Annotated in this window: 21 protein-coding genes; 8 read left to right on the plus strand and 13 right to left on the minus strand. The window is 58.6% G+C overall.

The genetic code is table 11. The features are described from left to right. Positions 1–77 precede the first annotated feature (77 nt). Positions 78–1,994 (minus strand): molecular chaperone DnaK, encoded by a 1,917-nt coding sequence (gene dnaK, locus P4G45_RS13040; RefSeq protein WP_348266915.1) that lies wholly within the window; start codon positions 1,992–1,994, stop codon positions 78–80. Positions 1,995–2,482: 488 nt separating this feature from the next. Between dnaK and P4G45_RS13045 the strand changes: the two genes are divergently transcribed. Both P4G45_RS13045 and P4G45_RS13050 read left to right on the plus strand, forming a co-directional pair. Further along, positions 2,483–3,259, plus strand: a complete 777-nt coding sequence (locus P4G45_RS13045; protein ID WP_348266916.1) for a slipin family protein — start codon at positions 2,483–2,485, stop codon at positions 3,257–3,259. A gap of 11 nt (positions 3,260–3,270) precedes the next feature. Then, complete coding sequence (locus P4G45_RS13050) at positions 3,271–3,912, plus strand: SPOR domain-containing protein (RefSeq protein ID WP_348269258.1); 642 nt, start codon at positions 3,271–3,273, stop codon at positions 3,910–3,912. On the opposite strand, the gene P4G45_RS13055 is transcribed toward P4G45_RS13050, so the two are convergent. The 8 genes from P4G45_RS13055 to P4G45_RS13090 are packed head-to-tail and all read right to left on the minus strand — an operon-like array spanning position 3,891 to position 12,961. Beyond that, positions 3,891–4,625 (minus strand): lysophospholipid acyltransferase family protein, encoded by a 735-nt coding sequence (locus tag P4G45_RS13055; RefSeq protein ID WP_348266917.1) that lies wholly within the window; start codon positions 4,623–4,625, stop codon positions 3,891–3,893. The genes P4G45_RS13050 and P4G45_RS13055 overlap by 22 nt on opposite strands. A 5-nt stretch (positions 4,626–4,630) precedes the next feature. Then, complete coding sequence (mpl, locus tag P4G45_RS13060; protein WP_348266918.1) at positions 4,631–6,073, minus strand: UDP-N-acetylmuramate:L-alanyl-gamma-D-glutamyl-meso-diaminopimelate ligase; 1,443 nt, start codon at positions 6,071–6,073, stop codon at positions 4,631–4,633. Positions 6,074–6,083: 10 nt separating this feature from the next. Further along, on the minus strand, positions 6,084–7,040 hold the full coding sequence (locus P4G45_RS13065; protein ID WP_348266919.1) for an LD-carboxypeptidase: 957 nt from the start codon (positions 7,038–7,040) through the stop codon (positions 6,084–6,086). After that, positions 7,037–7,840 carry a diaminopimelate epimerase gene (gene dapF, locus P4G45_RS13070; RefSeq protein WP_348266920.1) on the minus strand — a complete coding sequence of 268 codons (804 nt, stop codon included), beginning with the start codon at positions 7,838–7,840 and terminating at the stop codon, positions 7,037–7,039. The genes P4G45_RS13065 and dapF overlap by 4 nt, the downstream gene beginning before the upstream one ends. A gap of 43 nt (positions 7,841–7,883) precedes the next feature. Beyond that, positions 7,884–9,572 carry a glycosyltransferase family 39 protein gene (locus P4G45_RS13075; protein WP_348266921.1) on the minus strand — a complete coding sequence of 563 codons (1,689 nt, stop codon included), beginning with the start codon at positions 9,570–9,572 and terminating at the stop codon, positions 7,884–7,886. Then, complete coding sequence (locus P4G45_RS13080) at positions 9,559–10,497, minus strand: PfkB family carbohydrate kinase (RefSeq protein WP_348266922.1); 939 nt, start codon at positions 10,495–10,497, stop codon at positions 9,559–9,561. The genes P4G45_RS13075 and P4G45_RS13080 overlap by 14 nt, the downstream gene beginning before the upstream one ends. 36 nt (positions 10,498–10,533) lie before the next feature. Beyond that, positions 10,534–11,394: an S-methyl-5'-thioadenosine phosphorylase gene (mtnP, locus tag P4G45_RS13085; protein ID WP_348266923.1), complete on the minus strand. Its 861-nt coding sequence runs from the start codon at positions 11,392–11,394 to the stop codon at positions 10,534–10,536. A gap of 13 nt (positions 11,395–11,407) precedes the next feature. After that, positions 11,408–12,961, minus strand: coding sequence for a hypothetical protein (locus tag P4G45_RS13090; protein WP_348266924.1), 1,554 nt, complete (start codon positions 12,959–12,961; stop codon positions 11,408–11,410). An 87-nt stretch (positions 12,962–13,048) separates the two neighbouring features. Between P4G45_RS13090 and P4G45_RS13095 the strand changes: the two genes are divergently transcribed. From P4G45_RS13095 to ribF, 4 genes are all read left to right on the plus strand, one after another. Then, complete coding sequence (locus P4G45_RS13095; protein WP_348266925.1) at positions 13,049–14,119, plus strand: folate-binding protein; 1,071 nt, start codon at positions 13,049–13,051, stop codon at positions 14,117–14,119. Positions 14,120–14,122: 3 nt separating this feature from the next. Continuing rightward, the gene (locus P4G45_RS13100; protein WP_348266926.1) at positions 14,123–14,731 is read left to right on the plus strand and encodes a DUF1844 domain-containing protein; all 609 of its coding nucleotides are present in this window, start codon (positions 14,123–14,125) and stop codon (positions 14,729–14,731) included. A 111-nt stretch (positions 14,732–14,842) separates the two neighbouring features. After that, a complete protein-coding gene (locus P4G45_RS13105; RefSeq protein ID WP_348266927.1) occupies positions 14,843–15,643 on the plus strand; it encodes an MBL fold metallo-hydrolase in 801 nt (266 codons plus the stop codon). Beyond that, positions 15,643–16,644 carry a riboflavin biosynthesis protein RibF gene (gene ribF / locus P4G45_RS13110; protein WP_348266928.1) on the plus strand — a complete coding sequence of 334 codons (1,002 nt, stop codon included), beginning with the start codon at positions 15,643–15,645 and terminating at the stop codon, positions 16,642–16,644. The genes P4G45_RS13105 and ribF overlap by 1 nt, the downstream gene beginning before the upstream one ends. On the opposite strand, the gene P4G45_RS13115 is transcribed toward ribF, so the two are convergent. From P4G45_RS13115 to P4G45_RS13130, 4 genes are all read right to left on the minus strand, one after another. Next, the gene (locus P4G45_RS13115; RefSeq protein WP_348266929.1) at positions 16,574–18,871 is read right to left on the minus strand and encodes a PBP1A family penicillin-binding protein; all 2,298 of its coding nucleotides are present in this window, start codon (positions 18,869–18,871) and stop codon (positions 16,574–16,576) included. The two genes, ribF and P4G45_RS13115, sit on opposite strands and share 71 nt — an antisense overlap. A 213-nt stretch (positions 18,872–19,084) precedes the next feature. After that, complete coding sequence (locus P4G45_RS13120) at positions 19,085–20,299, minus strand: S41 family peptidase (protein ID WP_348266930.1); 1,215 nt, start codon at positions 20,297–20,299, stop codon at positions 19,085–19,087. 674 nt (positions 20,300–20,973) lie between these two features. Next, positions 20,974–21,720: a 3-oxoacyl-[acyl-carrier-protein] reductase gene (gene fabG, locus P4G45_RS13125; protein ID WP_348266931.1), complete on the minus strand. Its 747-nt coding sequence runs from the start codon at positions 21,718–21,720 to the stop codon at positions 20,974–20,976. 29 nt (positions 21,721–21,749) lie between these two features. Beyond that, positions 21,750–22,529: a DUF2071 domain-containing protein gene (locus tag P4G45_RS13130; protein WP_348266932.1), complete on the minus strand. Its 780-nt coding sequence runs from the start codon at positions 22,527–22,529 to the stop codon at positions 21,750–21,752. A gap of 61 nt (positions 22,530–22,590) precedes the next feature. Here P4G45_RS13130 and P4G45_RS13135 point away from each other — a divergent pair, with 61 nt between their 5' ends. After that, a complete protein-coding gene (locus P4G45_RS13135; protein WP_348266933.1) occupies positions 22,591–24,147 on the plus strand; it encodes an FAD-dependent thymidylate synthase in 1,557 nt (518 codons plus the stop codon). Between the two features lie 61 nt (positions 24,148–24,208). Further along, positions 24,209–24,604: a cupin domain-containing protein gene (locus tag P4G45_RS13140; protein WP_348266934.1), complete on the plus strand. Its 396-nt coding sequence runs from the start codon at positions 24,209–24,211 to the stop codon at positions 24,602–24,604. The last annotated feature ends 70 nt before the right edge of the window (positions 24,605–24,674 follow it).

The following is a 24,674-nucleotide window of genomic DNA, read 5'->3' on the forward strand; positions in this document are numbered from 1 at the left end:
CGCCCAATAAAACGAGAGGGGCATCCTGCCAGGCACGCCCCTCTTCTTGCTACGCACCAGCAATTCAATTGGATTGCTTACTTCTTTTCATCGACATCGACATACTCCGCGTCGATGACGCCCTCGTCCTTCTTGGGCTCTTCGTGCACGCCTTGAGCAGCCGTCGCGCCATCTGTCGGCGCGGAGGCAGCCGCAGCCTTGTACATCGCCTCAGCCAGTTTGTGGCTGACAGCAGTCAGCTTGTCCTTGGCTGCATTAAGCTCCGACGCATTCGGCGTTCCCGCCAACGTGGTCTTCGCTTCAGCCAAAGCTGCCTCCACCTCGGTCTTATCAGATGCAGGAACCTTGTCGCCCGAGTCCTTCACCATCTTCTCGACGTTGTACACCAGCGAGTCCAGACCATTGCGCGCTTCGACCGCATCGCGCTGTTCCTTGTCCTCGGCAGCGTGGGCTTCGGCATCCTTCGCCATCCGCTCCACCTCTTCCTTACTTAGGCCCGAAGAGCTCGTAATCGTAATCTTCTGGTCCTTGCCGGTTGCATTGTCCTTAGCCGTGACGTTCAGAATGCCGTTAGCGTCGATGTCGAACGTGACCTCGATCTGCGGCACGCCGCGCGGTGCGGTCGGAATCCCCGAGAGCTTGAACTTGCCCAGCGTCCGGTTTTGCGCCGCCATCGGACGCTCACCCTGCAGCACATGGACTTCTACCTCGGTCTGGTTATCCGCCGCCGTCGAAAACGTCTCCGTCTTCTTGGTCGGAATCGTCGTGTTGCGAGCGATCATGCTGGTCGCTACGCCGCCCATCGTCTCAATCGACAACGTCAGAGGAGTCACATCCAGCAGCAGCAGATCCTTGACTTCACCGGCCAGAACGCCAGCTTGTACCGCTGCGCCAATCGCTACGACTTCATCAGGATTCACACCACGGTGCGGCTCCTTGCCGAACAGATCCTTCACCAGTTGCTGAATCTTCGGCATACGAGTCTGACCGCCGACCAGAACGACCTCGTCAATCTTGCTGGCATCGATCCCGGCATCCTTCAACGCCTGCTTGCTCGGCCCGATCGACCGCTGCAACAGATCGTCCACCAGCGACTCCAGCTTGGCCCGGGTCAGGTTGCGGACCAGGTGCTTCGGCCCACTCGCATCGGCGGTGATAAACGGCAGGTTGATCTCGCTCTCCTGCGCCGTCGACAGCTCAATCTTGGCCTTCTCCGCCGCATCCTTCAGACGCTGCAGGGCCATCTCATTGCCCTTCGCGTGGAGATCGAGGCCGGTATCGCTCTTGAACTCGCTGATCAGCCAGTCCACGATGCGCTGGTCGAGATTGTCGCCGCCAAGGTGGGTATCGCCATTGGTCGATTTCACCTCGATCACGCCTTCGCCAACCTCAAGAATCGAGATATCGAACGTCCCGCCGCCGAAGTCGTAAACCGCGATGGTCTCGTCCTTCTTCTTATCGAGACCGTAGGCCAGCGCCGCCGCCGTCGGCTCATTCACAATGCGCTTGACGTCAAGGCCAGCAATCTTGCCTGCATCCTTGGTAGCCTGCCGCTGAGCATCGTTGAAGTAAGCCGGAACCGTAATCACAGCCTCCGTCACCGACTGGCCGAGATAGTCCTCCGCAGCCTTCTTCAGCTTCTGCAGAATCATCGCCGAAATCTCAGGCGCGGTATACTCCTTGCCCTGGGCCAGCACTGCCACGTTGTCGCCCTTGGCAACCACCTTGTACGGCACCATCTTCATCTCATCGCCGACTTCGTTCAGGCGACGGCCCATAAACCGCTTGATCGAGTAAACCGTATTCTCAGGGTTTGTGATCGCCTGCCGCTTGGCCACCTGGCCAACCAGCCGCTCTCCGCTCTTGGTAAACGCAACGATCGAAGGCGTAGTCCGACCACCCTCTTCATTGGGAATCACCTTCGCCTCGCCGCCTTCCATCACGGCTACGCAGGAGTTCGTGGTTCCCAGGTCAATGCCAATAATCTTAGCCATATCCAAATCCCTCATTCCGGGCCCACGGCCCATTCACATGTCCGACTGCTCAAGAATCTCACCTTGAGTCACTTACTGTCAACCTATCTGATGCTGTAAATAGCATGAAGTTGCAAGCCTTATTATCTTGGATGCGTCCTCACCCGCCGGTGCCATTTTCACCGGATATTTATTTCATGAGGCGTGCTCTTCTTCGCCTCAATCGCTGACTTCGTCACATAGAAAGAGCCCATCGCAGTAAGCTGGCTACCCTCAGAGGTCGAATCATCGGGGCCGTAAACCCATTTATTTGCATACGATCGGGGATCGTCATTATATCTAATTGCAAATAAGAGACTTAGCGAGATTGGCCAGTCAGGGAGGATTAAAGCAGGAGAACCGGGTACTAACTCGAGCCGTCGCCACAGTCTCGTCCGCATTTCACCAACCCGCTGCTCTACAATCGTAGCGGCGGCCGCACGCTGTTCCGCCTGAGGTTCTACGCAACCATGTCTATTCCTGCACTCTTCGCCATCGCCATCGTCGTACTCTACTTGCTCAATTCCATCAAAATCCTCAAAGAGTACGAGCGTGGGGTGATCTTCCGGCTGGGCCGTGTCATGGGAGCAGCGAAAGGCCCCGGGGTCATCCTGGTCTTCCGTCCTCTCGACCAGATCGTGCGCGTCAGCCTTCGCCAGGAAGCCATGGAAGTGCCGCCGCAGGACGTTATCACTCGCGACAACGTCACCCTCAAGGTGAATGCCGTCATTACCCTGCGAGTCATTGACCCGACCAAGACCGTGATCGAGGTTGCGAACTACGTCTATCAGACCTCACAGTTTGCCCAGACCACCCTCCGCTCCGTGCTGGGTGAAGTCGAGCTCGACGAATTGCTCGCTCATCGCGAAGCACTGAACCAGCGCATCCAGACCATCATCGACGGTCACACCGCACCCTTCGGCGTCAAGGTCGTCTCGGTCGAAGTTAAGCAGGTTGACCTGCCCGAATCCATGCTGCGGGCCATGGCCAAACAGGCCGAAGCCGAGCGCGAACGCCGCGCCAAGGTCATCCATGCCGAGGGCGAATTCAACGCCGCCGCCAAGCTCGTCGAAGCCGCCGAACTGATGGCGACCCAGCCCATGACCCTGCAACTGCGTTACTTGCAAACTCTCACCGAGATCGGCGTCGAGAAGAACACGACCATCGTCTTCCCGCTGCCACTGGAGATGATGAATCTCCTTAATAAATCCATTATGTCTGCCGCAACACCGGAGAAGAAGGACTGACCGTGAACAGCATGTACAGCCGTAATCGTGACATGGAAGAAGACGACGAGCCGGTCGCACGCGATCGTGAGATGACTCTGGGGACGTCCTTCATTGTAGGCATCTTCTTCGCACTGGTGCTGATCTGCGCGATCTTCTTCGCCTTCGGCTACTCACTCGGGAGACGGTCTGCGCTTCCTGCATCGGGTGTCGCCGCCCCCGCCCCCGCCGCAAGTACGGACACAGACGGCAGCGCATCCAAGCCCGCTTCTGGAATTCCCGAATCTCAGGCGTCGTCCACCAACTCTTCCGCCGACGACAATTCAGCTGACTCATCGGATGAACAACAACCGCCCCCCGAAGCGAAGCACGCTTCGGTCGCGCCGCCTGCAAAAGCGGCCGTCAGACCAACCCCGGTCAGCAGGACGACTGCACCATCGGCGACGAATGCCGGCGCTGGCGAAACCGTCGTACAGGTAGCCGCGGTCTCGCGCCAGGGGGATGCAGATATGTTGATGTCCGCCTTGAAGCGGCATGGCTACAACGCGGCCGTGCATCAGTCACCACAGGACAAGCTGCTGCATGTGCAGATCGGCCCCTTCGCCACGAAGAAAGATGCTGAAGTGATGCGCCAGAGACTGATCGGCGATGGCTACAACGCCATCGTCAAGTAGTCCTTAGGCTTCATCTCCTCAGGCAGGGCGTCCGCTATGGCCTTGCGCACAGCCTTCAACAGATCCTCGCGCGTCTCATACCGCGCAGGCTCAATCGCAGGCAGCAACTGCACCCGTGCCACGCCCGGCGTAATCGCGATACTTCCCTTCCGCATCATGTGCTCGGTACCGGAGAGCGCAATCGGGATGATGGGCGCCTGTGTCTGCTGAGCAAGAAAGAACGGCCCTTTTTTGAAGATGGAAAGTCGCCCATCCTTGGAGCGGGTGCCTTCAGGAAAGACCAGAATATTCAGCCCGGAACGCAAGGCATCCGCCGCAGCCGCTACGCTGGCCTGTGCCGCCTCGCGACGGTGACCGCGTTCCACCGGCACAAACTTGCCCATTCTCATTGCAGTCCCGAGGATAGGGATGCGCATCAGTTCCTTTTTCAACAGCACCGAGGAGCGACCAGGAAGCAGCGGAAGCACAACCGGAGGATCGAGGTTGGAGACGTGGTTGCACATGAAGATGCAATGCCGGTCCGAGGGAATATTCTGCAAGCCGGTGATCTCGATGCGAATGCCTGCGGCGCGTACACCAGCGTTGGCAATCCACATAGCCACTCGATAGAGCAGGCTGATATCCCGCACCAGAAACGAATAGGGCATGCCGATGATGCCCGCGAGAGGCCCCAGCGCGGTGTAGACAAAGAGAAGTTTCAGTGTCGCAAACATGTTATCTATGCCCGTTCTATGGCTGCAATCGAATGGGCAATCGCGCGTGGAAGCTTCTGATAGATGCTGCCGAAACCCCCATTGGAGAGAATCGCAACGATGTCCCCAGCCCTGAGTTGTGGCGTCAGGACCTCCACAATCGCATCGGCATCCGCATAAACGGCAGCCGGTGTCCCGATGTCATTAAGACGGGCAACAACGTTCTCCGGTATCAACCGTTCGCTCACAGGAATGCTCTCGGACCTGAAGACATTCGCCAACACAACGCGATCAGCCAGGGCCAGACTCTCCACCAACGCAGCCTCGAAGACATTCCGCCGCAGCGTATTGGAGCGAGGCTCCAGCACAGCCACGAGCCGTCTGCCCGGATAGGCCTCCCGCAGCGCGCGAAGCGTCTCGCGGATGGCTGTCGGATGGTGCGCAAAGTCGTCGATGATCGTGATGCCTTCTACGACCGAGCTGATCTCGAGCCTGCGCTTGACGCTCCTGAACGTCGCCAATGCTTCGACGATTGCTTCAGCAGGAACGCCCTGTCCTGCGGCGAGCGCAGCGGCAGCGGTAGCGTTAAGTGCGTTGTGCTCGCCCGCCATCGGCAGGCTCAGTTCTGCGAAGGGCGCGCCATGACGCAAAAGCGTCCATCTGCTTAGCGTTTCGTCGTGACGCAGATCTGCAACACGCCAGGTTGAGTCAGCAGCGAATCCATAACGCTCGACAGCGCAGAAGGCATTCGCTACACACTCGCTGACATTCTCGCTACCATCGAAGGCAACGACGCGGCCACGACGCGGAACGAGATTCACGAACCTCTTGAATGCCGTCTTCACGGCAGCAAGATCGGGATAGATGTCGGCGTGATCGAACTCGACGTGGGTAAGGATGGCAGCATCGGGAAAGTAGTGTAAAAACTTAGGGCCTTTGTCGAAGAAAGCGGTGTCGTATTCATCGCCTTCGAGCAGAAAAGGACGAGTTGGGCGCACCATAAAACTGGTGCCGAAGTTTTCCGCCACGCCCCCAATTAGAAATGATGGCGCCAGCTCAGGGTTCTTGCGTGAGGCGACCTCGTAGATCCAGGCCAGCATGCTGGTCGTCGTCGTCTTGCCATGCGTCCCTGCAACCACCAGCGACTCGCGGCCGGGCAGAAACTCGTCATGCAGAATCCCCGCCATGGAGCAGAACGGGATGCGCTGGTCGAGCACATATTCCAGCTCCACATTGCCGCGCGAGATGGCATTGCCGACCACAACCAGATCGGGCCGAGGCTCAAGATTGCTTTCGGCATACGGCTCATGAACTTTGATGTTCAGTGCAGCCAGCAGATCACTCATCGGCGGATACGCAGCCGCGTCGGAGCCAGTGATGGAGTGCCCTTGTTGTTGCAGCATTCCCGCGAGCGACGCCATCGCCGTGCCGCAGATACCGATGAGATGAATGTGTCTTTGCTTTTGCATGATTGTGAGATTAGAGGTGAGCTATAACTGCCGAATCTAAAAAGTAGATCTGTGGATTCCCCGCTTCGGCTAAATCCAGCTTAACAGGAATGCCCAGCGGCAGCGTGACGTTCGGTGTGCCAACATGACCGCTACGCAGGCCAATCGCGATAGGTCCGTCGAAATCGCGGAGCGAGTGCATGATCGCACGCTCCAGATAATCGTTCTCTGCATCCGTCACGCACTGGCACATGTCCCCGAAGACGATGCCCCGCGCGCCCTTCAGCACTCCCGAGTAGCGCAGATGCAGAAGCATACGGTCCCACTGGTAAGGCTTCGTCCCAATGTCTTCGAGGAAGAGAATGCTGTCCTGTATATGTGGGGCAAATGGAGTTCCCAAAGCCTCTGCGAGGATCGAGAGGCATCCACCCTCCAGGACTCCCTCGGCGACGCCGCCGCGAAGTACACGAAGACCATCACCAGCTCCCAACGACCATGAGGCATCACCCTCGACAGAGTGCCGCCAGCTTGCCATGTCGACGCCATCTTCGCGTGCAAAGTCTGCGGCGACCATAGGGCCATGGAAGGTGACGAGGTTGGCCTCGTTATGAAGCCAGCTATGCAACGCGGTGTGATCGCTGTAGGCGATAAATGCCTTGGGATTGGCACGTATCAGTGTGGCATCGAGAAAAGGCAACAGCTCCGCCGAGCCCCATCCGCCGCGCGTGCATAGGATGCCGCCGATTGATGCATCCGAAAAAGCAGCATGAAAGTCTTCCAGGCGATGCTCGAGCGTACCGGCATAGTAAAGCGGGCCACGATCGAGCGCATGTTTACCTAAAACCGTGCGATAGCCTAACGCCTGCAACCTGCCGATGCCCTGATGCACCAACTCGGACTTTGGAGTGCTCGCCGGAGACACCACCGCCAGCGTCGCACCCGGACGCAGCGCGGCAGGCTTTACCATTGCATTGCGCGAGGCCGTCACAGTGCGGCAACCTCTCCGCGGCAGATGATCTCAGCTGGGCCGGTGAGGCGCATTACCGCATCGTTGGCGGGCCAGACGGTCTGTTGCGCTCCGCCTTCGGCGATGGCGGTGAGCGAGCGTTCCACACCCCGCAACGCCATTGCGGCTGCGGAGGAAGCGCAGGTGCCGGTGCCCGACGATGTCGTGGGACCGCAGCCCCGCTCGTAGATGCGGAAGGCAATCTCTGTCGGCGAGATGACGCGAACGAACTCGACATTGGTGCCGTGCGGAAACAGAGGACTTGTACTGATGCGGGCGCCGAGGTCCTGCCAGCTTTTACCATGCGCGCTGAAATCATCCGTATCCACGAAGAGGACAAAGTGCGGATTACCTACGTTGACCATCGCGCCGGCCACGTTGCCGATTTCCGGAAGCTCAATCGTTCGCTGCATCACGCGCGGCACGCCCATCTCGCTCTCGATCAGGTAAAGCGGGTCGGCGGCTTTCACTACCTGACAGGTTCGCAGGCCGCCATGCGTGCCGAGAGCGACATGCTGCTTCCCTTCGCTGCTCGCCAGCCACGCGGCTACACAACGGGTACCGTTGCCGGAGAGTTCGGCCTCGCTGCCGTCGGCGTTGAAGAGCCGCAGAAAGAACTCGCCGTTCGGCTTACGCTCAAGAAATTCAATTCCATCCGCACCGACGCTGGTGTTGCGAGCGCAAAGCTTACGCGCCAGATCGGCGTGACGCCGCTGAGCGAAATTCTCTTCGATGATCAAAAAGTCGTTGCCGCAGGCGTGTGCCTTTACAAAAGGAATCATGATCTCTTTTTGCCTCAGCGTTCTGAAAAATAATGAACCGTAGTTATGGCGTCTTCGGCGGCGAACCAAAGCGGTCGGACCGATAGATTCGCGCACACGGCTGTCCGGTGACGCACAGGACAGTCAGCTCCGTCAGACCCTGGGGATTGGCGTCGACTGCCTTCGATACCGGATCGCCTTTGATTGCGACCACATAAGCCGCATGGTCGGCCGGAGCATCGAGCGCTGCCTTCCAACTGACGTAATCTCCTTCGTTCAGCGTCTGTTTCAAGGGGATCGCGGCATCCTGCAAGGCGCCGATGTGGTCCGAATCGAACATCAGAATTGGCACCCCCGGAGGAAGCGACTGCAACACACGAGCGATCGACGTTTCAAGCGCGATTCGCGTAGTCGAGTTGACGATCCCTTCCTTCAGCACCAGAGGAATGAAATACATCATGGCGAATGTGTTGATAACGATCAGGGCCAGCGCCAGAGGATGAAGAAAACGCGCTTTCAGCGGCTGCGACTGGCTCCATCGGCGCTGTACCCACTCGATGGCGAGAAACATGGAGATTGCCAGCGCAGGCAACATCTCCATGCCATAGCGAGCGTTGTAATAGGCGTGCGGCCACAGTTGCGGAATGAAGATCGGCACCGAGCTATAGGCGACGGCGTAGACATAAAAAGGCAGCGGCAGCCACAGCAGCAGTGACGGCAGAGCAAGCCTCCGACGGATGGCCAGAATAAGGCCGGCAAGCGCCGCAATCATGACTGCGAAGCCTGTCTCCCACACCGATGCATCCACCTGCGCGGTGCGAGTGAAGAAGAGCAGCGCCCAGCCGGGATTATGCCATCCGCGATAGTGATGCGAGCCTGGAGGCGAGGTCTTTTTCTCGATGGCCGCAGCCGAGTAGGGACCGCGAATGAAGTCGAAAGGATCGTGGTAGAAGTGCTGATTGTAGGCCAGCCAGCTGAGCGGAGCCGCAACCGAAAGAAGAGTCAGAACGATGAATGACGGCGCGACCTTGCGCCAGACTGCGCGGTTGTGCGCCAGGCACCAGGTCACGATGCACCATGCCGCTGCACCAAGTATCCAGCCGTCATAGCGCGTAAAGACCGCCGCAACGATGAGCAGCGCAATATAGATCAGTCGGCGTGACACAAGACTGTGCCGCGACTCTCGAATCGCGGTCGTGCACTCCATCGTAAACAGCGTCAGCCAGATAAGCTCCGCGAGAAACAGCGGCTCGGTCATGGCAGTCGTTGAAAGATAGAGCAGGTTGGGATTCAACGCATAGAAGGCTGTGGCCGCGAACGCCCATCGCGCCGTCATCATGCGGCGTGCGAGGCGGTAGAGCCCGACCACGCTGGCGATAAAGCAGAGCAGCGACGGCCATGCGCCTGCCAGGCCGTTCTGCCACCACTCCATCTTTTGAACGAACGGCAGAATCAGCAGATGCGGCAGCGGCAGCCAGACTCCCCCAAGCTGCGCGAGGCCAGGATTACGCGAGTCGAAGATGCGGCGCGCGATGCCAAGATGGGCGACGGCATCTCCGTACAGCAAGAGGTATCCGCGCGTATAGCAGAGAGCGAGCGCAGCAAAAGCGAGAATGACCGCGATCAGAGCGATGGGAAAGGTCTCTTCCTTCGTCGCCGGACGCACCTCATCCGGCATCGCCTCGCTGGCAGGAGACGCCGCCCCTGCCAGCATCGTCGGCACTAATCGTCTTGCCGGTCTACGCTCCTTCAAGATGAGAGATCTCCTTGAACAGATTGAATCGCTCTTCGATCTCTTCGCGCGTCACGGATTGCAGTCGCTCTGTTCCAAACCTCTCAACAGCGAACGAACCCATCACACCGCCGTAGAACATCGCGGTACGAAAGACCGCGGGAGTCAGCTCCGGCTGCGATGCGAGATAACCATAGAAACCGCCGGCAAACGAATCTCCCGCGCCGGTCGGATCGACTACTTCTGCCAACGGCAGCGCCGGTGCGCGGAAGGGCCGCGAGATCTTCGTTCCGTTGCCAAAAGACCTATCGCTGAAGAAGGCTGTGGCACCGTACTCGCCGTGCTTTACCACCAGTGTCTTCGGTCCCATCGACAGCACCTTCTCAGCGGCGAGCACCAGATTCCGCTCGTCCGCCAGCATCCGGACTTCGCCATCGTTGATCAGCAGCACATCCAGATCGCGCAGGACCTTGGCAAGATTTTCGCTGTGATCCGCAATCCAGTAATTCATCGTATCGCCGCAAACCATGCGTACCTGTGGCATCTGGCTGCGAACACGAGCCTGAAGAGCCGGATCGATGTTCGCGAGAAAGAGAAACTTGCTATCGGCGTATGCATCTGGAATCTTCGGCTCAAAAGTCTGAAAGACATTCAGATCCGTTCCCAGCGTCTTTGCCTCATCCATATTGCCTTCATAAGAGCCGGTCCAATGAAAGCTAAGCCCCTTGGCACGCTCGATGCCCTGCGTATCAACGCCACGTTTCGTCAGCACAGCCTCATGCTGCGCGGTAAAGTCTTCCCCGACAACTGCGATCACCCGCACCGGAGTGAAGTAACTGGCCGCAAGCGAAAAATGTGTCGCCGCACCGCCCAGGCAATGATCCACCGCACCGTGCGGGGTTTCAATGCTATCGAAAGCTACAGATCCTACAACAAGAATCGACATAAACTCCTTTTCACACCAGTTCGTAATTTTGACTGACTACAGATATTTATCCAGCAGAAGCGCCAATCGCTGCCGCGTCTCGACGGGGATGGCCTTAGGGTCGGTAAGTACGGCATATTTGAGCGCGTCGACGCAGGCACATGTTCTCTGCGCAGGCATCGCTGCCACGGCGGCGCGAACCACCTTCGCTGCGTTGTCCGCATTCTGATGAAGCACTGCCACGATCTGATCGATGGTGACATCGTCATGGCCTTCACGCCAGCAATCGTAGTCCGTCACCATTGCCATGGTTGCGTAACAGATCTCGGCCTCGCGGGCCAGTTTCGCTTCCTGAAGATTCGTCATCCCAATGACGTCAGCGCCCCAACTGCGATAGAGATTCGACTCCGCCCGGGTCGAAAACTGCGGCCCCTCCATGCACACATAGGTCCCGCCATTTTTGCCGACGACGCCGACCGAGGCACACGCCTTCTCAAACGCGGAAGCGACGGTCGCGCAGACCGGATCGCCGAACCCCACATGCGCGACGATGCCGTCGCCAAAGAAGGTTGAGACGCGAGCGAAGGTGCGATCGATAAACTGGTCGGGCATCAGGAAATCCGTAGGCTTGTGCTCTTCCTTGAGCGAGCCCACGGCGGACACGGAAAGAATGCGCTCCACGCCCAGCAGCTTCATGCCGAAGATGTTGGCGCGAAAGTTCAGTTCGCTCGGAAGCAGGCGATGACCGCGCCCATGCCGCGCCAGAAAGGCGACCTGACGGCCTTCGAGCTCGCCAAGAACGAAGGCGTCCGAAGGTTCGCCAAAGGGTGTCTCGACGCGTTCTTCACGCACATTTGTAAGTCCTGGCATGGCATACAACCCGCTGCCACCGATAATTCCAATCTCTGCCTTCTTCAAATGCTCTGCTCCTTTACCGAGCCATGCCCGGACGACCTTCAAAAGTATATCGTTGCAACCCCGCCGCTCGAATCATCCCAAATGACGACAGCGTATGCGCCAGCCCCAGCGACAATTCATGCGACCGCGCGCCTGCAATCTGCAACGGCCCTTCCGGCTGCGTGCTCACAATCTGATCGCGCAGCTTTCGCGCCAGCGGAAGCTCAAAGCCTTCGCTGACAAACACGCCCTCACCGGCGATAGAAAGCAGAACATCGCCCTCGCTGGTCGAATAAACCTGCTCATCTCCATCCGCCTCGTCCTTCGGACGACGCACGACTCCGGAGTATTTGCGAGGTATCTCCGCAGCATAGACCCGCAAGAATGAGCGCGCCGAGTCCGCATTCTTCCAGCGCGAGTAATAGAGCAGCGCTATCGAAGCGGTAGATTCCTTCTCCGCTTCAGTCACCGCCGATTTACGCTGCGCAGCGTAATACACTCCACCCGCCCATTCCGGCGCCAGTGCCGTCGCCATCTGCTGGCCGCCAAAAAGCTCAGTCAGCATGCGAACGTCCAGCTCGCCCATAACCCCTACGTCGTAGGGCGTGTATTCCGCGTCCAGCAAAGGATGAATATCCGGCAGCCGCAGCACAGGCACTGGCGCATGAGCCATGTAGGCCTTGGGATTCATGATCTCGAAGCTCGAAGAGGGAGGATTTTCCAACACGTCCGCAAAGGCTGCCTTCGCTCCCGACTTCACCAGAATCGCCTGCTCAAAGCTAAGTCCATCGGTGTAGGGAAACAGCAGCGACTGCTGAAGCAGCAGCGGCGCGCGTGCCATTACCGGCGAGCCGTTCGAATCCGCGGCCATGTCTTTCAACCGGTCACCCAGCTCGGGAGCATCGGCAAGCGTCTTTCCCGTCGGCCGCAGCGTATAGTCCACAAACACCGCCATCGCCTGTCCTTCGGCGACGGCATCGCGGGCCGTATCCGCCTCATCCGTCTGCAAGTGCTCATTGTCTTCCTGCACATTGCGCGCCACACCTTTGGCGCTGACGTCCGACCACGTCGTCAGCCCGACCTTCTGGTCCTGCAGAGCATGAGTCAACTCATGCGCCAGCACCGGCTTTTGATCATCCGGCTTGATCCAGTCCAGCAGATTCACGGTCTTAGTCTTGTTGTCGTAGAAACCAGCGATTTGCTCGGTCAGCAGAGAGAGCAGAAAGGGGCGCAGATGAAAATCGCGGTCCAGCAGACCGAACTTCTTCAAAATAACCTCGGAGCGCTCCATCCGCTTTGCGCCTTGATCTTCATCAAACTTCTTCTTCAGATAACCATTGATCTGCTCGCGCGATATCAGCTTCCGTTTGACGCTATGTTCAATCGGCAGCTTCGAGTCGCTGCTGACAAAGCTCAGAATCTCGTCGACCGACCGGAAGAGCTCCTTCGCCTCGGCCTTCGTCATCGGCGCCTGCGCCGTCGCGGCGGCTGGCGGCTGTTGCTCCACAGGAGCCGAAGTCTGCCCTGCAAATGCCGCACAGGGACCTATGCCTATTGCAATGGCCGCAACCCACACCGACAAAATCATCCTTCTTCCGCCAAGTCCTCGCTGCAACTTCAACCTCCGCATTCCACCGCTATAATCAAGTGTACGCAGAGTTTTCCCCTATCGTCCGTGAAGCCCCCCCTGACCAATCCCGAGATCAGCCCTTCGCATGCGCCAGCGTCAGCCGGTCAACTCGGTGCCCTGCTCCATGGGGCCGGACTGTACCCGCTCGACCACGTTGGCTGGATTCGTGTGACCGGTGAAGACCGTGTCCGCTGGCTCAACGGCATGGTTACGAACTCTATTCAGGCATTAGAGACAGGCAATGGGTGCTATAACTTCCTGCTTAGCGTGCAGGGCCGCATCCAGGGCGATGCCTACATCTTTGCTGAACCGGACGCGCTGCTGCTCGAAACCGTCTCCGAACAAGTCCCCGGCCTTATGGCGCTACTCGACCGCTTCATCATCATGGACGATGTGGAGCTAGCCGACAGCAGCGCAACCCAATCCGGACTCTCCCTCTCGGGGCCTCAGGCTGCATCGCTGCTGGAGCATATCGGTCTCCCCGTTGCATCTCTCGGCAAACTTGAGCGGCAGATCGTTGCATGGCACTCCGCCGACGTCACCGTCATCCATGCCTACAGCCCTCTCGTCCCACGTTTCGAACTTTGGGCGACGCCAGCAACCACCGCTTTTCTCTCGCAGACCCTTCGCGATAGCGGAACGATCCTATGCGGCCCAGAGAGTCAGGAATGGCTGCGCGTGCTCGAAGGAACGCCGCGCTACGGCGCAGACATACGCGATAAGGAACTGCCGCAGGAGACCGGACAGACCCGCGCCCTGCACTTCGCCAAGGGCTGCTACCTTGGCCAGGAGATTGTGGAGCGCATCCGCTCACGCGGCAACGTGCACCGCGCCTTCACAGCATTCCGGCTGGAAGGAACTCTTCCCGAACCTGGGTCATCGCTTGAAGCAGACGGCAAGCAGATCGGCGAACTGACTAGCGTCGCCGCAATCCCATTCCCGACCGCTAACGGCGAGACGGTGCAGTTAGGTCTCGGTTATCTTCGCCGGGAGGCGCTGGAGCGCAACCTTCCGCTTCAATATGCCGGCGGCACCGCGCTGCCGATCGCCAGTCCTTTCACGGCTATTGAAGCCCGAGAATCCCAACCAGCATCTGAATCTTCAGAGAGAGTGTAATCCATGCCTGAGCAAAACAAGCCTTTTGTCGTCACCGACCGCCGCAAGTTCACCGCTGAGGGCGAACTTCGTCCCGATGCCGACCCATCGCCCGAGCGAGAGCGCCACGATCCAGCCCCGATCGCAACGCCGGTCGCTGCTGCTGAGCCGCCAACTGCTCACCCCGCACCGCACGAAGACACACCGTCGGACGAGCAACCGGCTCTTACAGCGGAGCAGTCCGACCAGGCACGAGCGGCCTATAAGGCAACCGCTGATCGGCTCGATACCGCGATCCGCGCCGCGAACCCCGGCATGGAGCACCCGCCGGAGATGAACTTCGAGCAGATCGTCCACTCGGTCTACATGACGGCCATCATGCAGCTTGGCGGCGCAACGCCGGAGGGCCAGCAGCCTCAGGTAGACCTTTTGGGTGCTCGCCAGAGCGTCGACATGCTCGGCGTGCTGGCTGAAAAAACCAAGGGCAATCTGACCCCGGAAGAATCGCGCCTGTTGGAGAACGCCCTCTTCGAACTTCACATGGGCTTCCTTGAAATCACTCAGGCGCTGGCGCGCTCCGCCGCGGCCAAAGCACCGGCTCCTGGCCCGGGACGGCCAAGCATTGTTCGCTAGGGAAGCTCTCCTGTGGATGTAAACCGAAACCTCAGGGTCAAGCGCCGTTTTCAAGAAAACGGCACCCGCAACTTTATCCCGGTACGCAGTAACAGGAGAATGCTCTAAGCGATGGAGGCCACTCTCACCTTTCTCGGCAGCGGCACATCGATGGGTGTGCCAACTCTGGGCTGCGGGTGCGCCGTTTGCCTCTCAGCCATGTCTCCTACCGGCGACCCGCGTAACCGCCGCACCCGCCCGTCCGTCCGGCTCGCCTATAACGGTCGCACTGTCGTCATCGACACCGGCCCGGACTTCCACGCCCAGGCCCTTCGCGAAGGAATCCGCAGGCTGGATGCGGTCCTCTACACTCACGGGCACGCCGATCACGTGATGGGCTTCGACGATCTCCGTCCACTCAGCTTCCACACCAAGGGCGACCTGCCCATCTACGCGGACGACACGACCGCAAGCGACATCGAGCGCGTCTTCGAATACACCTTTCGCAAGGAAGACCGCTACCCCACCAGCGCACGCGTGGAGATGCATCGCATCGACGCTACTCCCGGCGCAGGCTTCGATCTCTTCGGAGCCTGCTTCCGCCGCATCCCGGTCACGCATGGACAGCAGCAGATCACGGGCTATCGCTTCGGCAGCGCCGCTTACCTCACCGACATGAGCGATATCCCTGACGAGAGCGTGGCTCTTCTTCAGGATCTTGACGTCCTCATCCTCGATGCTCTTCGTCACGATCCTCACTCCAGCCACTCCCATCTGGAAAAGTCCGTCGCCTTTGTCGAACAGCTCAAGCCTCGTCGCGCCTTCTTTACCCACATGAGCCACGATCTCGACCATGCCGCAACGGAAGCCATCCTTCCACCTCACATCCGTCTCGCCTACGACGGTTTACAGATCACATTCGAGATTGCCTGATGAAGATCTACCGACACCTCTCGGAAATCCCCGCAAGCTTCGGGCCTTCGATTGCCACCATCGGCAACTTCGATGGCGTCCATCGCGGGCACCGCAGCGTCATCTCCGAAGTAGTCGAACGCGCCCATTCTCTTGGCATCCATTCCATCGCTATTACGTTCGATCCACATCCGGCGCGAGTCCTGCGCCCACAGGCACAGCAGCCGCTCATCACACCGCTGCCGCAAAAGCTCGAACTACTCGCAACCACAGGTATCGATGCATTGCTGGTATTACCCTTCACCGGCGAGTTCTCAAGGATGACGGCGCGGACCTTTGCCACTGAGGTCTTACAACAGGCGCTTCACGTGACGGAGCTGCACGAAGGAGAAAATTTCCGTCTTGGCTACCAGGCCGAAGCCGGTGTCGATAGCCTCGATCTGCTCGGCCATGAACTAGGCTTCAGTCTGCGCGTCTATACCTCCCACATCCTTCGTGGACAGGTCGTCTCTTCCAGCCGCATTCGGCAACTCATCGCACAGGGAGACGTCAGCAACGCGCGCGTCCTTCTCGGCCGCCCCTTCGCTATCACGACGACGCCAGCGTCCGGGCGTGGCTACGGCACCCGCTATACCGTTCCCACCATCAACATGGCGGCCTATCCTGAATTGCTGCCGGCAAACGGCGTCTACATTACTTCACTTACCATCGGCGCTGGGCCATCACAGGAGACCTTTGACGCGGTCACCAACGTTGGCAATCGCCCGACGTTCGGTGCCGATTCATTTGCCGTTGAATCCCATCTGCTCAACTTCCACCCAATCGAGTTGACGGAACAAACACCGCTGACGCTGACCTTCCTGCAACGTCTCCGTGCTGAAATGCGCTTCCCTACACCGGAAGCTCTGCGCGAACAGATCGGCAAGGATGTTATGAAGGCCCGGCGATACTTTACTTTGTGCCGCGTGGTGGCTTCGAAACCCAGAAACTCTGGGGCTCAACAAACTTTGCTGGTGCCGTAGCCTTCTTCGCGCTGGTCCCCACCGCAGGCACATTCTCACCGGCCGCAGCCTTCGGCACGATCACCCTGGAATTCGGATGAACCGCCGTATCTGCCTGCTGATTCACCGACACATTGAGTGTCTTCTGAGGCGCACCCGCGCTCGCAAAGGTCTCATTCGGTTTATTTGCAATCGCCGTCCGCATGAATTCCATCCATATCGGCAGAGCCGCGCGAGCGCCTGTCTCCTTCTCCCCCAGCGACTGCCGATTATCAAACCCGATCCACGTCCCGCAGGTCACCGAAGGCGAAAAGCCAATGAACCAGGCGTCGGTGTAATTGTTCGTCGTTCCCGTCTTCCCTCCAAACGGATGATTCAACTGATTCGTGGACGCCCCCGTTCCCGAACGCGCCACCGCCTGCAGCAGTTGCATCATCTCGCGCGCCGTATCGACCGAAATGACCTCATTGATCTCGGGTGCTTTCTCATCCAGCGGCAATCCATTCGCCTGCGTCACCTTGCGGATATAGTGCGGCTCAATGCGGATGCCGTCATTCGGAAACACGCTGTAGGCTCCCACCTGCTCATACAGCGTAATGTCCGCTGCGCCAATCGCAACCGGCAGAAACGCAGGAATATCGCTGGTCACACCAAACCGGTGCGCCGTCTGGATCACATTTCGAATGCCATACCTGTAGGCCAGCTTCAACGCAGGAATATTTCGCGACTCGGCAAACGCATTCGTCAGCGTCATCGCCCCCAGGTAATTCTTCTCATAGTTGTGCGGTGTATAAGGACCGCTCGGCGTCGGAAAGCTCGTCGGCCCATCCACAATAATGTCGGTCGGCTTCGCGCCCGCCTCAAACGCCGTCGTATACACATACGGCTTGAAGGACGATCCCGCCTGTCGTTCCGCCTGCGTCGCGCGATTGAACTGCGATAGAGCGAAGTCTCGTCCGCCTACCATCGCCACAACCTCGCCGGTAGCATTGTCCACCGCCATCAGCGAAGCCTGCGCTCCCGAGTCCTGCTGCAGAGTCGCAAGCAGCGTGCCGTCCGGCCGAGTCCCTTCGATGCGGACATACACAAGATCGCCCGTCCGCAAAAAGCTGTCGCCATCCACATTCTGCGTCCACGCCCAATCTTCCGGTTTCATCACTGCCTGCTGGTCGCCTAGTTTCACAACGACTCTCTTCGCCGCAACCTCCGTCACTAGGCCATGCACATAACTTCCCTTGACGATCGGTTGGGTCCAGTCCGGATGTTTGTAGCTCTCTAAATCGATGCCCGAGAGCACAACGTTACGCAGATTCCCCTTCCATCCCTCGCGGCGCTCGTAAGCCGCCGTACCATCGAGCACAGCGTTGTTCGCAGCTTGCTGGAGCCCCAGATCGAGGGTCGTATACACGAGCAATCCCGCGCCATGCACCTCTTCGACGCCATACTCTTTCTCAAGCTGCCGCCGCACCTCTTCCACAAAGTAAGGAGCAACGCTGTTCGCCGGTGCCTCCAGATGCAATCCCAGCGGCGCGCTCTTCGCCGCATCCGCCTGCGCCCGTGTAATCTTGCCATCCTGCAGCATCTCGCTAAGCACCAGATTTCGCCGCTTCAGCGCACGCTCCGGATACCTCACCGGCGAGTAAGACTCCGGCCCCTTCGGCAGCGCCGCCAGTAGCGCGGCCTCCGGCAAAGTCAGGTCCCGCACATGCTTGCTGAAGTAATACTCCGACCCCGCCTCGAATCCGTACGTTCCTCGTCCCAGATAAATCTGGTTGGCATACAGTGCAAAGATCTGCTGCTTGGTAAACCGTCGCTCGATCTGCATCGAGAGAAAGATCTCCTGCAGCTTGCGCCCATACGTCTTCTCCGATGAGAGGAAGAGGTTCCGCGCCAGTTGCATCGTAATTGTGGACGCCCCCTGTGCCCGCTGATCCGAATGCAGATCGCGATACGCCGCCTCGACCGCGCGCACCAGGTTCACGCCCCAATTACTCTCAAAGCTCTTGTCTTCAATCGAGATGATCGCTTCCCTCAGTACGGGAGGAAAATCTGTATACGGCACCACAACCCGCCGCTCCATCGCAAAAGATCCAAAGACTTTTCCGTGAACGTCCAATAATTCAGTCGTAGTGCTGGGACGATATCGCGCCAGGTCCGTCATCTGCGGCAGGTTGATGGAATAAATCAACATCAGCCCGCACATCGCACCGAAGACCGCCGAGGCTGCCAGCAGCGCAAAGAACGTCATCCGCCGGGCGATCCTTCGACTGGGATAATCAGGCCCGTTCAACGTCACGCGACGTATGACCCGCTGCCATGTCGGTTCAGTTTCGACCTCGGGAGGTCGAGGTCCACGGCTGAATGAGCTCTGCACGACCCTTTCACGATAGCACGGCCAGCCACGCAATCGCGGCTGGCCGTCCTGGCGAAACCAAAGCCGTCAACAGCACTTATGTCGAGATTAAGCTGCCTTCTTCTTCAGCAGATCCAGCGCCTTCGTAAGCTGCTCGTCTACAGTAACCGCAGGCTTCGGAACCGCCGGTTTGATCTCGGTTGTCTCGTCTTCATCTTCGTCAGGAATATTCGAAGCCACCAGCACTCCCGGCACGACAGCATCGTCCTGCAACTTCTTTCCCGAAGGAGATTCGTACTTCGCAATCGTAAGAATGACCGCGCCGCCATCCGGCAGTTCAAACGTCTTCTGCTGCGCGCCTTCCCCAAAGGTTCTCTCGCCAACCAGTTCAGCGCGTTTGTTATCAAGCAACGCAGCCGCCACCAGTTCCGCCGGGCCAGCCGTTCCACGATTCACCAGCACCACCACCGGCGCCGTCGCGTTGATGGTCTTCGATGGATCGACCGTGAAGGTCTGCTTCTCCACCTTCTGCCCTTCAAGCGATGCAATCGTCCCGCTCGGCAGCAGGAAGTTCGCCAAACGTATCGCGTCCGTCATATCCCCTGCGGCGACATCGCGCAGGTCGAGCAGGATCTTCTTGTTCCCGTTCTTCTGCATTCCCTTCAGCTTCTGCTCTATCTGCTGCACCTGTTCGTGGTCCATCACATCCGGCTTCAAATACAGAATCGACGAGTTTTCATACATCGTCTCGGAGACCGCCGGATATGCAACTACTGTCCGGGTCATCGTCAGCTTGTCCGGCGTCGCCTTCTGGGGACGCACCACCGAGATCGTCAACTCACTGCCGGATTGGCCTTCCAGCAGCCTGCGGATCATAGCCAGCGACAGGTCACGCGTATCCTGCACCCCAATCGCCTCAATAATGTCGCCGTCATTCAGGTTGGCCTTGTCTGCCGGGCTACCCGGAACCACGGACACCACCGTCGCGTAGCCAAAACGCTTCGACACATTAATGCCAACCTGCGCTTTACCACCCTTGTCTGCCTTGTAGATCTTGTACTCTTCCGGCGTAAGGTAGCTCGAGTCCGCATCGAGCGACTCCAGCAGACCTCGCATCGCACCGTTGGTCACCGACGGAATGTTGGGATCGACAACATAGTCCGTCTGGATATGCCGCAACACTTCGCTGTAGACATTAATCTGGTTGTACGCGCCGTCCTGGTCCGATGCCGCACTTACGCCGCTCGAATTCATGCCCAGAAAAACCGTGAGCACCAGCACAACCGAGACAACAAGCAGCATGATCTTTGAAATTTTAGGCATAAGGCGAAACATTCTCCACGGACATCGACGAATCAGGGGTTAGACGCTCCCCACTCTCGAAATGATACTCCCGCACTGGGATTGCGTGATGCTGGCTGCAATACAACCTTGGTAGCGATAGACAGAATTCAAGGGGGGAACTCAACTTGTTTAAGTTCACGGTTTGCGGGGGCTGCAGGAAAACTCTGTTTTGCTTAAGTTCACGATTTTGCAGGGCTGCAGGGAAAACTTCGTTTTGCTTAAGGGCACGGCTTCAGCCGTGCCGCAAGTAATTTGTTGCAACGGGGGCTTTAGCCCCTGAGGTACAGTTTTGATCCTGTCTCGACTTTCCGCAGTCTGTTCAGCCACGCCGCAAATCACATATCGAGGATCAGCTTAAAGCTCCTGAGGGAAAACTCGGGGACCTTCAACAGACCGAAAATCCTCAAAAACTTGTCAAGCCCCAAAACCATCTAACCTAAACAAAACAAAGCAAATACACATTGCAAAAGAGTTCTGCTCCATTTGCTAAACTTAAATCAGCATCAGAAAGGCCCAGCGACAATGCTGGGCCTAACTCATTTAGAAAGAAGACTTTGCCTATAACTTACATGGAATGAATACTTTGCAGAAAAATTACGATGCAAAGCATTGAATTCAGATACTTTATAAAAAAAGTACCCCCAGGGGGGTACCTACCCCATATACATCCCGCCATTCACATCCAGCGTATGCCCGGTGATATAGGCGGCCTCTTCGGAGGCGAGAAACGAAACCGCATGGGCGATCTCTCCATCCGTCCCGACCCGGCCTAGCGGAATATGCTGCGTCATTGCAGCCTTTTGCTCGTCGGTCAGGACAGCCGTCATTGCCGTCTCGATGTACCCCGGAGCGACTGCATTCACTGTAATGGTCCGGCTGGCCAGCTCCCGCGCCAGTGACTTAGTCAACCCGATCAGCCCGGCCTTTGAGGCGGCATAGTTCGCCTGCCCCGCCTGACCCATCTCGCCGACGACCGAAGCGACATTGATGATGCGGCCCCAGCGTCCCTTCACCATCGACTGCATCACCGCCTGCGTCATCAAAAATGCGCCGGTGAGGTTCGTGGAGAGTACATCGTCCCAGTCCTTCCGCTTCATCCGCATCGAAAGAATGTCACGTGTAATGCCTGCATTGTTCACAAGAATATGAACTGCGCCGAACTGGGCAATTACAGCCTTGGCGCACTCTTTAATCGACTCTTCGCTGGCAACATCCAGCGCAAAAGCCTGAGCCGTTCCGCCGCTGGCGGCAATCTCAGCTGCAACCTCGGCCAGCTTTTCTACGTTCCGCGCGGCCAGCGCCACCGTCGCTCCAGCCTTGGCCAACTCCAGCGCGCATGCGCGCCCAATTCCCTGCGATGCTCCTGTTATCAATGCGATCCGGCCAGCGAGAATACTCATGAACCTCCGTGTGTGTCGGTGCTACCGAATTATACGAAAGCGGCAGCCTGATCCTCGCGCAGTGACCAGATGTAAACATGCAGCTCCCTCGCAAAGTGCAGCACCGGCACGCGATTAGACAACGCAATGCCGTGCGCAGCGGGCAACTCGTTCAGCTCGATCTCGGCCTCGGCTGCCTCGAGCGGCCACGGAAGATGATGAATATGTCCCACCAACAAGCGGCCTGCATGCGCGGTGAACAGGCAATATCGCTCAGTCAGGAAATGTTCGAGGCTACCGGCCGATGAAGAAGCCGCAACCGTTCCCAGTCCGCGATACCGCGCCCGAAAGCGAACGTTACGGCGAGTCAGCAGCCTTTGGCTGTCGTACTCGATCGCCCCATCCTGCCCAATCCGTCGTTGCATCCGGGCGAGGAAGTACGGCAGATGGAAGATCGCTCTCGCTCCGGCCACAGCCAGCGCGCTCGCCGCATCCAGCGAGAAGAAGAAGACGCCACGAAGACCCGTCACACTCGAGCGAACATAGGTTCGCAGGTTCAGCTCGCAAAACTCGCTCGCACTCGGGACAGCGATGCAGCTTTCACCAATGGCCCGTGTCCGCACCTGATCCATCCAGAAAGGCACAACGCCAACCCACGCATATCCATCGAAGCTGTCGACAGTCAGCCCGGCCGGAAGCAGGCGAGCGATCTCTTCCGCAGCAACCGGCCAGTGAACAAACAGCAGATCGCTCCACCGCTGCGCCATGCGCCATCGTCCCGCAGGCAGGGGATAGGGACGGTGATCGGTAGTCTCTAGAATATTTGCCATCAATGACATAGATGCCCCGATTGTGCCTCGAGACTCGGGGTAAAGTATCCTGAGTTCGACCATGTCAGAGAACGCGAACAAGCCAGCCGAAACCGACGTCTATGCTATCCACGGAGCCGACCCCGAAGTCCTCGCCTACGCGATGGCGAAGTACTCGCGCTCCTCGCTCACCATGAAGGAGTCGCTGGCTGAGATCAGCGCGCAGCGCGCCGAGCAGTTCCTCAACACCTTCTACTTCCAGTACGGTCATCGCTCCATCGCCGACCTCGCGCACATTCCCTTCGCCATCGAGCGTCTCTCGCTCCTCGCGGCCATCGCCCTCGTAGACGAGCAGCGCTGGGACGGACAGGAACGTTCCACGCGCTACCAGAACTTTCGCCGCTCCGGCTGGTTTACGCCCGATCTCGGCCCCGAAACGCCCAGATTCACCGCCGCCGTCGAAGCACTCTTCGTCGCCTACGATCACATCGGCGCGGAAATGCTCGAAGCCCTCAAGTCCGCTATCGCCCGCCCCGAGGAGATGAAGCCCGAAGCCTACGAGCGCACGCTGAAGGCCCGCGCCTTCGATGTGGCACGTTATCTGCTGCCGCTGGCGACTAACACCTCGCTCGGCCAAATCGTCAACGCCCGCACGCTGGAGACACAAGTCTCGCGCCTGCTCACCAGCGAGCACGCCGAGATCCGCCAGATCGCCGAGAAGCTCCGCCTCGCCGCAACTGAGCCTGCCTGGAACGTCCAGCACAGCGCCGCCCGCGTGCTCTGCGAAGAGATCGGTTCCGTTGACGCCACCTGCGGCGACCGCCTCACCGAAGCCCTCCTACGTCCCGTCAAGACCGCTCCCACGCTGGTCAAATACGCCACCGCAAACGAGTACCTCGCCGCCAGTCGCACCGAACTCACTCAGGCCGCAGCCGAGCTGATGGCGAACCAGCCCATCGATGCCGCGCCAGTAGTAGACCTGCTCGACGACACCGAATCGCTCGAGGTCGAACTAGCCACCTCGCTGCTCTATCCGCACTGCCACTACTCTTATCGCCAGCTCCGCAGCCACGTAGCCGCGCTGTCCGATGCCCGCCGCTCTGAGCTGATCGGACTCGGCACAAAGCATCGCGGACGCCACGACGAGCTCCTCCGTGCCTTCAGCGCCGGGCAGGGCTTCCGCTTCGACATTCTCATGGACATCGGCGGCTTCCGCGACATGCATCGCCATCGCCGCTGCGTCCAGCTTCTCCAGCCCTACACCGACGCCCACGGTTATGAAGAGCCCACTTGCCCGGGCCAGCCCACTTTGGCCGAAGCGGGCCTCGAAGCTTCCTACAACTCTGCGATGGATGCCGCTTTCGCCCACTACCGTCAGCTCCGTGACTGCGGCATACCCGAAGCAGCGCAGTCTGCCCAGTATGCCCTGCCGCTGGGCACTCGCTGCCGTTCCCTATTCAAAATGGACTTCGCCGAAGTCCTCTATATTTCGGAGTTGCGCTCAGGCGTAGCTGGCCATTTCAGCTACCGGCGCATCGCCTGGGAGATGTACAAGGCCGTTGAGAAGCGGCACCCCGCCCTCGCCGAACACTTCCGAATCGAAGATGTGAATGAGCCAATCGATCTACTGAAACGATAGTTGTATCCGACGAGTAGTTCAGTTTAAATTCTCCCCTTTCTCGAACCATTAGAATGGGACTATGGAAATCAAGCGCATCGGTTCGCAACCCTCAGGCAAAGGTCCGGCAGAATGGTTTACCGGTACCGTACGGATTGACCCGCTTTTTCAAGCGCCCGATCCCGCGCTGGTAGCTGGCGCCAGCGTTACATTTGAGCCGGGAGCCCGCACCGCGTGGCATACGCATCCCCTGGGGCAGACCCTAATCGTCACAGCAGGCTGTGGGTGGGTGCAGCGGGAGGGCTGTGCAATTGAGGAGATTCATCCCGGAGATGTGGTTTGGTTTGCGCCGGGAGAAAAGCATTGGCATGGGGCCACACCCGCCACAGCTATGACTCACATTGCCATTCAGGAACGGTTGGACGGCAAGGTCGTCGATTGGATGGAGCACGTCAGCGACGAACAGTATCGACGCTAATCCGGGTTAGAGCTGCCCCTCAATCCACATTCGCCTTTTATTTGCTTTTCCTAATTTAAATGCTAGAATC

Origin of the sequence: Edaphobacter paludis, assembly GCF_039993895.1 — a bacterium.
Classification (GTDB): domain Bacteria; phylum Acidobacteriota; class Terriglobia; order Terriglobales; family Acidobacteriaceae; genus Edaphobacter; species Edaphobacter paludis.